7 protein-coding genes are annotated in these 5,137 nt (G+C 72.8%); 3 read left to right on the top strand and 4 right to left on the bottom strand.

Annotated features, from left to right (window positions below; translation table 11 throughout):
• Positions 1 to 33: 33 nt before the first annotated feature.
• Positions 34 to 183: a hypothetical protein gene (locus VN520_RS36210; protein ID WP_325751199.1), complete on the bottom strand. Its 150-nt coding sequence runs from the start codon at positions 181 to 183 to the stop codon at positions 34 to 36.
• 12 nt (positions 184 to 195) lie between these two features.
• Positions 196 to 1,359, bottom strand: a complete 1,164-nt coding sequence (locus tag VN520_RS36205; RefSeq protein ID WP_325751198.1) for an alpha/beta hydrolase — start codon at positions 1,357 to 1,359, stop codon at positions 196 to 198.
• Positions 1,360 to 1,430: 71 nt separating this feature from the next.
• On the opposite strand from VN520_RS36205, the gene VN520_RS36200 reads away from it, so the two are divergent.
• Positions 1,431 to 2,042, top strand: coding sequence for a TetR family transcriptional regulator (locus VN520_RS36200; protein ID WP_325751197.1), 612 nt, complete (start codon positions 1,431 to 1,433; stop codon positions 2,040 to 2,042).
• Complete coding sequence (locus tag VN520_RS36195; RefSeq protein ID WP_325751196.1) at positions 2,039 to 2,713, top strand: M23 family metallopeptidase; 675 nt, start codon at positions 2,039 to 2,041, stop codon at positions 2,711 to 2,713. Before VN520_RS36200 ends, VN520_RS36195 begins: the two co-directional genes overlap by 4 nt.
• 117 nt (positions 2,714 to 2,830) lie before the next feature.
• Here VN520_RS36195 and VN520_RS36190 read toward each other — a convergent pair whose 3' ends face one another.
• Entirely contained in the window at positions 2,831 to 3,640 is an 810-nt protein-coding gene (locus VN520_RS36190) for an SDR family oxidoreductase (RefSeq protein WP_325751195.1), read from the bottom strand.
• A gap of 105 nt (positions 3,641 to 3,745) precedes the next feature.
• On the opposite strand from VN520_RS36190, the gene sigJ reads away from it, so the two are divergent.
• Positions 3,746 to 4,630 (top strand): RNA polymerase sigma factor SigJ, encoded by an 885-nt coding sequence (sigJ, locus tag VN520_RS36185; protein WP_325751194.1) that lies wholly within the window; start codon positions 3,746 to 3,748, stop codon positions 4,628 to 4,630.
• Positions 4,631 to 4,929: 299 nt separating this feature from the next.
• Here the strand turns inward: sigJ and VN520_RS36180 are convergent.
• The coding region (locus VN520_RS36180; RefSeq protein WP_325751193.1) for a hypothetical protein at positions 4,930 to 5,137 on the bottom strand (208 nt) is incomplete at its 5' end.

Raw genomic sequence — 5,137 nt, 5'->3', positions numbered from 1 at the left:
CTGCACGATCTCGACGCGTCCCTTCCGGGGCTGTCAGATGGAAGCGCCGTTGCCCGCCCAGTGCATCTCCCCGAGCGGTTCGGCGATCGGCACGCCCGCCGCCCAGAGCCGGCGCTCCTCCTGCGCCGCGCCGTCGACGAGGAAGGCGCGCGTGACCCCGTCGACGCTCGACGCTCCGGCCACGGAACAGTTGCATCACGGGCGGCCCGGCACTCGGGCAGCGCGGTCACCCACGCGGGCGAGAAAGGCAGCGACGCCGTCCACCACCGCTTCGAAGCGCAAGGAGCGGAACCGGTCGAAGCCGTGCTGCCCACCGGGGAGCTCGGCGTAGACGACCGGACTGGGCGAGGAACGCCGCAGCCGCGCGGCGAACGCGCGGGCGCCCTCCACCGGCAGGTAGGTGTCCCGGTCGCCGTGGGCCAGGAAGAACGGGGGCGCGTGCGAGGCGTCGAGGACGAGTGGGGACGACGACGGCCGCTCGTCCTCCGGGTGCCCGTAGTAGGCGCCGTAGTAGCCGTACAGGCACACGGCCGCGCTCACCGAGGTGTCCACGTGCTCGAACCCCGGCTGGTAGACCGGCTCGCCCGGCGTCAGGGCCGCCAGGGCGGCGAGGTGGCCCCCGGCCGAGCTGCCGGAGACCACGACGGTGCCAGGGTCGGCGCCGTACGCGGGCCCGTGCTCCCGTACCCAGGCGAGCACCTTCTTGACGTCGACGAGATGGTCCACGAAGCCCGCTGCCGGACGCAGCCGGTAGTTGGCGCTCACGCACACCCAGCCGTCCGCGGCCATCCGGTGCAGCAGGGCACGCGCCTCCCGGCGCTTGGTCCCACTGAAGTAGCCGCCCCCGTGCAGGTAGACCAGCACGGGGGCGCCGGCCGGCCGGGACCGCAGCCGGTAGACATCCAGCCGGTTGCGCCGTCCGGCGTCCCCGTAGCTGACGTCCGGAATCCGCTCGACCCGCCGCGGGTGCACGGGGAACGGGGCCAGCAGCACGTGGAGGACGCGCGACAGGGACGGTCTGCGGTACCCCGTCCTGTCTCCGAGCCCCTCGGCCAGCGCCCGGCCGACGACGTCACGCGCGCGCCAGGAACGCCGCGCAACGGCGCCGAGCCCGGCACAGGTGAGCGCCGCCAGGCCGAGGAACGCCCACCCCGCCGGCCCGTCCGGCAAGCCGTTCTCGGCGATCGTCGGCACGGTCGCGGTGAGAACGAGGACGAGGAACAGCTGGGGCAACTCGCTGGCCCCCAAGCCGGCCAGGTAACTCGTCACCGCCAGCGCCCGGGGACGGCGGATCGGTTCCAGGGCCAGCAGCACGGTTCCCGCGAACAGCACTGCGGGGACGAAGGATCCAGCTGACATGACCTCTCCTCTACATCTGTAGTGGCATGGCCTACGCTACAGCTGTAGAGGGCAGGGTCAAGGAGGTATCCGTGGTCGAGGACTCGCGCAGGATCCGGCTCGCGGACGCGGCGATCACCACGCTCGCCCGCGAGGGGAGCCGAGGGCTGACGCACCGGGCCGTCGACCGCACCGCCGGCGTGCCAGAAGGCTCGACGTCCTACTACTTCCGCACCCGGCTGGACCTCCTGCGCGCCATCGTCCGTCGGATGTCCGACCTCGACACGGCGAGCGTGCCCGCCCTGGCGCACGCCGACGGCGAGGAATTCGCGGAAGCGTTCACCGCCGCGGTCCACGGCCTCGTGACCGACGGGCGTGAGCGGCAGCTGGCGCGGTACGAGCTGACCCTCGAGTCCACCCGCCGCCCGGAGCTGCGCGAGGCGCTGCTGGCGAACGCGGTGCCCATCCACGACCGCCTGACCGAACAGCTCGCCGCCCTCCGTGTCCGCGATCCCGAAGATCGCGCGCGGGAACTGCTCGTCCTCCTCGAGGGACTGCTGTTCAGCCGGCTCACCGCCGCGGACACTGCCCCGGCACCGCAGTCGCTTGACGCGGTGCGGGATCTGGTCAGGCGGATGCTCCGGTCCGTCGACGTCCCCTTGCCCTCCCCCTTCGAGCGGGGCGGGAAAGAAGGCGACCCATGACCCGGATCGACCCAGCCGTCCTCACGTTGCCGTTCCGGGGGACATGGCGGGCGGAGATGAGCCCCGCTCGACGGGTGCCCAGCCATGGCACCCACCAGTTCGCCGCCACCTACGCCATCGACTTCCTCGCGGTGGAGGGCGGGCGGTCGGCGGCCACCCGGGACTGGCGCACCCTGCTGTCGACAGAGCCGCCGGAGCGCTTCTACGCGTTCGGCCGACCCATCCTCGCGCCGTCCACCGGCCGGGTGGTCGAGGTGCACGACGGCGAGCCCGACCACGAGGCTCGGCGATCCCAGCTCGCCCTCGCGTCCTACGCGCTGACGCAGGCGCAGCGAGCGCGCGGTGGGGCCGGCGTCCTGGCGGGCAACCACGTCATCCTCGAACGGGACGACGGCGGGTACGTGGCGCTCGCCCATCTGCGAGCAGGGTCGATCCGGGTGGCGGTCGGAGAGCGGCTCGCGGTGGGCCAGGAGGTGGGCCGGTGCGGAAACTCGGGCAACTCCAGCCAGCCGCACGTCCACGTCCAGGTCATGGATTCGCCCGACCCCGTCACCGCGCGGGGCCTGCCCCTCGTCTTCCGCGACTACCGGGTGCGGCCACGAGCAGGCGGAGAGGCGATCGTCGTCGCACGGGGCATCCCGGGTGAGAAACAGGTCGTCGAGCCTCTCTGACTGCCGACTCCCCGCGACCATCCAGGCGGCAGGAGGACTTCCGGTGCCAGTGCGAGCGGCTCCCCCGGGTGGACGTCGCCCGGGAGAGCTTCGCAGAACCGTTCATGCCGACCGCTGTCAGGAGCTGGACGGCGCCGGACGATCGGCGGTCCGGATGTCCCGGTCCGGGGCCAGCCGCTCGGCGAGATACTCCTCCCAGCTGCGGCTCCCGACGTCGACACCCTCCAGCGACAGGTTCAGGCCGGCCCGGTAGGCGCGGCCGGCCTTTCCGGGCATCCGCACCGGCATCATCGTTCGCCGCCTGCCCCGGGCCTGCAGGTAGCCGCCGACCAGTTCGCCGAGCCCGTAGACCTGCGGCCCGGCGAGGTCGGGCACCCGCCCGGCCGGGCGGCCGAGGGTGAGGTGCACCAAGCGGGCCGCGACGTCGCGGGAGTCGACGGGCTGAAACCGCAGCCCACCCGGAACGGGGACGACGGGCAGCTTCGCCATCTTCTCCGCCACGGTCAGCACTAGGTCGTGGAACTGGGCGGCGCGCAGGACGGTCCACGGCGACCCCGAGCCGGCCACTGCCCGCTCTGCGCCCAGCTTGGCGCGGAAGTACCCGAGCGGGACCGTGTCCGCGCCGATGACCGAGATGTACACCAGGTGCCCCACCCCGGCGCGGGACGCGGCCTGCACCAGCGTGCGGGTGGCCTCGTCGTCGCCCTTGGGCCCGCCGGCGAGATGCAGCACGGTGCTCACTCCCGCCACGGCCCGGTCGATCCCCTCGCCGGTCAGCAGATCACCTGTCACGTACTCGACGCCCTCCCGCGGCTCACGGCCACGCCGGCTCAGGACCCGCAGGTCCTGACCGGCCGCCTGGAGCAACGGGAGGACGTGGCCGCCCAGCGTTCCGGTGCCGCCGGTGACCAGGATGGATGCGCTCATGTTGTCCTCCGTGTCGGTTCAGTCCGGGAGTCGGTCTCCCGGTCACGACTCCGCGTCCTCGCGGGTCACTTCTGTGACACCCGACGAGAGAGGAACGTGACAGCCATGGACGAACGCGAGTGGCTGACCGAGCGCTTCCAGGCGTCCCGCCCGCGGCTGCGAGCCGTCGCCTATCGGATGCTCGGTTCGCTGAGCGAGGCCGAGGACGCGCTGCAGGACAGCTGGCTGCGCCTCGACCGCGCCGACACCAGCAGCGTGGAGAACCTCGAGGCGTGGCTGACGACGGTGGTGGCGCGGGTGTGCCTCAACAAGCTCCGCTCCCGCGGACAGCGACGCGAGGATCCGCTCGACTCCCACGTGCCCGATCCGATCGTGAGCCCGGAGTCCGGCCTCGACCCCCAGCACGAGGTGGTGCTGGCCGACTCGGTCGGGCTGGCGCTGCAGGTGGTCCTCGAGACCCTGACGCCCGCCGAACGGCTCGCCTTCGTGCTGCACGACATGTTCGCGGTGCCCTTCGACGACATCGCCCCGATGATCGAGCGGTCGCCGGAGGCGGCCCGGCAACTGGCGAGCCGCGGACGCCGCCGGGTCCAGGGGCAGGCGCCGGCACCCGATCCGGACCTCCCCCGCCAGCGCCGTGTCGTCGACGCCTTCTTCGCCGCCGCCCGCGACGGCGACTTCGACGCCCTCGTCGCCGTCCTCCACCCCGACGTCGTGCTCCGGTCCGACGGCGGACGTGGTCCTGCCCGCCTCACCACCGTGATCACCGGCGCCCGGGCCGTGGCCGGCCAGGCGATCACCTTCGGCCGGCTCTACCCCTTCGCCCGTCCCGCGTTGGTCAACGGGGCAGCAGGGGTCGTCGTCGCCGCGCACGGCCGGCCGTTGTCGGTCATGGCGTTCACCGTCACCGCCGGACGCATCGCGGCGATTGACGTGCTGGCCGACCCCGCCCGGCTGCAGGCGCTCGACCTCACCATCCTCGACCTCTAGGGCTCGTCCCCACTGCGATCGCTGGGTCAGGGCCCGGTCGGAGCCGTGTGCGTATGTAGCGTGTCGCCCCTCGGACACAGTCTCACCCCGGTGTTCCTGCGTGTCAGCAGCCCGCGGTGTTCTCGTTCAAGGGCCGAAGGGGCCTCGTGATACCGCCGCGATACGTCGCGTCGGATTCGTGCCTGCTCAGCCGTCGAGCAGCGCGGCACAGCGGGCGGCGGCTTCCCGGCCCATACCGGGGTGTACGTGCTGGTGCACGGTGAGGGTGATGGTCGCGCTGGCGTGACCGAGCCGTCCTACTAGCTGTAGCCCTCCGTCGGTGTCTGGGGCGACTCCGCCTCTCGGTTGGGCGCGTCGTCGTCGGGCGGCCGCGGGTCCTCGACCTGCGGGTGCGGGTCGTCGCCGCGGTCGCGGGCGCGTCCGGCGCCGGGCAGGCCCGACACCACCTGGTGAAGGTCGTCGATGAGCTCGAGTATCGCGTGCAGGTCGGTCGGCACCCGCCCCAGG

The sequence above is a fragment of the Streptomyces sp. genome (assembly GCF_035563135.1).
GTDB lineage: Bacteria > Actinomycetota > Actinomycetes > Streptomycetales > Streptomycetaceae > Streptomyces.
Note: the sequence above shows the minus strand (reverse complement) of the source record. Positions and strands in the feature narration are given on the sequence as shown.